Origin of the sequence: Mesorhizobium sp. M8A.F.Ca.ET.021.01.1.1 (genome assembly GCF_003998025.1) — a bacterium.
Classification (GTDB): Bacteria; Pseudomonadota; Alphaproteobacteria; order Rhizobiales; family Rhizobiaceae; genus Mesorhizobium.
Map to the genome: position 1 here is coordinate 1 of NZ_RZSJ01000724.1, position 2,702 is coordinate 2,702.

Annotated in this window: 2 protein-coding genes and 1 pseudogene; 1 reads left to right on the forward strand and 2 read right to left on the reverse strand. The window is 62.4% G+C overall.

From position 1 onward, the window contains the following. A pseudogene (locus EOA36_RS38615) lies at window positions 1-143 on the reverse strand (ATP-dependent helicase); the annotation flags it as partial. Window positions 144-554: 411 nt separating this feature from the next. Between EOA36_RS38615 and EOA36_RS32880 the strand changes: the two are divergent. Then, window positions 555-2,087: an acyl-CoA carboxylase subunit beta gene (locus EOA36_RS32880; protein WP_127280944.1), complete on the forward strand. Its 1,533-nt coding sequence runs from the start codon at window positions 555-557 to the stop codon at window positions 2,085-2,087. Window positions 2,088-2,113: 26 nt separating this feature from the next. Here EOA36_RS32880 and EOA36_RS32885 read toward each other — a convergent pair. After that, window positions 2,114-2,702, reverse strand: a 589-nt coding sequence (locus EOA36_RS32885; protein WP_189553481.1) for an ADP/ATP-dependent (S)-NAD(P)H-hydrate dehydratase, incomplete at its 5' end; no start/stop codon positions are given.

Consider the following 2,702-nt stretch of genomic DNA (forward strand, 5'->3'; position numbering starts at 1 on the left):
GGGATCGCCTGCATCTGGATCGGCTTCGGTTCGGCGAAGCCGGCATTGTGGGTTGCCTTGAGCAGCGCACCCGTAATTCCCAGCGCCGCGAAACCGGAGAGTTCCGCGGTTTCATTGCCGGGCAAAGTGTTTTCGTTGGTCAAAATAATCTTCTTTCACGCGGCCTCTGGCCGCAAACATCAATGGCGGCAGGGCGCAACCTGCCGTCGGATAAACTGTCATGGAACGACAAGGCGGCGGACAGGATTGTCCGCGCGGCTGCGCTGTCGTGCCCGCAGGCATCATGCCACGGGGCTTTTTCGCCACTTTGTGATGTACCGGAAAGAGGGGCCGATATACCGGAAAGAGGGAAAACAGACGCAACCAGTCTCATTCGTCGAGAAGGCCGGTGAGTCCGGCCCAAGCGCCTATGCCGCTGCATATGGCTGAGTTCGCCCCGAAATGCAAGGGGTCCATGTTGCAGCGCAACAAAAACGGACCAAAAAGCCGACGCTTGCGCTCCCCGTCGGGCATCATTACCACAAACGCAGCTTCCGTTTTCTGGGGACCGAGCGATGAAGGACGTGCTGAAGGAACTCGAGCGGCGGCGCGACATCGCCCGCGTGGGTGGCGGCCAGGCCCGCATCGACGCCCAGCACAAGAAGGGCAAGCTCACCGCGCGCGAACGCATTGAGGTGTTCCTCGACGAAGGCTCGTTCGAGGAGTTCGACATGTATGTCGAGCATCGCTCGACCGATTTTGGCATGGAGAAGACCAAGATCGCAGGCGATGGCGTCGTCACGGGCTGGGGTACGGTCAATGGCCGCCCGGTCTATCTCTTCGCCAAGGATTTCACAGTGTTCGGCGGCTCGCTGTCGGAAGCCCATGCCGAAAAGGTCATCAAGGTGCAGGAGATGGCGCTGCGCAACCGTGCGCCGATCATCGGCCTCTACGATGCCGGCGGGGCGCGCATCCAGGAAGGCGTGGCGGCACTCGGCGGCTATGCCGAAATCTTCCAGCGCAACGTGCTCGCTTCGGGCGTCATACCGCAGATCTCCGTCATCATGGGCCCTTGTGCCGGCGGTGACGTCTATTCGCCGGCCATGACCGATTTCATCTTCATGGTGCGCGACACTTCCTACATGTTCGTCACCGGGCCGGACGTGGTGAAGACCGTGACCAACGAGACGGTGACAGCCGAGAGCCTCGGCGGTGCTTCCGTTCACACGACGAAATCCTCGATCGCCGATGGCGCCTATGACAATGACGTCGAAGCACTCCTGCAGATGCGCCGGCTGATCGACCTGCTACCGGCTTCCAACACATCAGAGATTCCCGAGATCGAATGCTACCAGTCGGTCACCGATCATGACATGTCGCTCGACCGGCTGATCCCCGACAACGCCAACAAGCCCTATGACATCAGGGAATTGATCCTGAAGGTCGCCGACGAGGGCGATTTCTTCGAGATCCAGCAGAGCTTTGCGAAGAATATCGTCACCGGTTTCGGCCGGGTCGAGGGCCGCACGGTCGGCTTTGTCGCCAACCAGCCAATGGTGCTGGCGGGTGTGCTCGATTCCGACGCCAGCCGCAAGGCGGCACGCTTCGTGCGCTTCTGCGACTGTTTTTCAATCCCAATCGTCACCTTCGTCGATGTTCCCGGCTTTCTGCCGGGTACCGCGCAGGAATATGGCGGCCTGATCAAGCATGGCGCCAAGCTGCTCTTCGCCTATGCCGAGGCGACCGTGCCGAAGATCACCGTCATCACCCGCAAGGCCTATGGCGGCGCCTATGACGTGATGGCGTCAAAACATCTGCGCGGCGACATGAACTATGCCTGGCCGACGGCGCAGATCGCGGTGATGGGCGCCAGAGGCGCGGTCGAGATCATCTACCGCAAGGACATCGGCGATGGCGAAAAGATCGCTGCCCATACAAAGGCTTACGAGGATCGCTTCCTGTCGCCTTTCGTGGCCGCCGAGCGCGGCTATGTCGACGAGGTGATCATGCCGCATTCGACCCGCCGCCGTATCGCCCGGGCGCTTCGCATGCTGCGCAACAAGGACATGCAGAACCCCTGGAAGAAGCACGACAACATTCCGCTGTGAACTGGTGTCGCGGGCATCGCGGTTGATCAGCGCCCGTCTCCTGCAGCCACCAGGTCGCGCAGCACCGGCACCAGCGCCAGCGGCAAGTCCTCGGCGATCAGGCCCGGCCCAAACCGACTGCCCGCCTCGGCATGGATCCAGACCGCCGCGCAGGCCGCTTCGAATGCCGGCATGCCTTGGGCAAGCAGTCCGGCCGCGATGCCGGACAACACATCGCCCGACCCCGCTGTGGCAAGCCAGGCCACGCCGTTGGAATTGATCGCCGCCCTGCCATCCGGAGCGGCGATCACCGTATCGGCGCCCTTGTAGACGATGACGGCATTGGCATTCGCGGCAGCCGAGCGTGCCTTGTCCAGCTTCGAGGAGGCATTGTCGTCGGCGATACCAGGAAACAGCCTGGCGAACTCGCCTTCATGAGGTGTCATCACCAGCGCCGGCGCGTCCGGCCCACGGGCGGCTTCGAACAAAACGTCTGGCGCCTCCCGAAAACTCGTGATCGCGTCGGCGTCGAAGACCAGGCCGTCAATTCCGGTGGAGGCGGCCGCTGGCTTGCCCGACGCGAGCAGCGCGAGCGCGAACGCCTTGGTTTTTTCACCGACGCCAAAGCCGGGTCCG

Excerpts from the sequence above, each read along its gene's own strand:
- EOA36_RS32880 (WP_127280944.1), top strand. The coding sequence starts at position 555 with ATGAAGGACGTGCTGAAGGAACTCGAGCGGCGGCGCGACATCGCCCGC.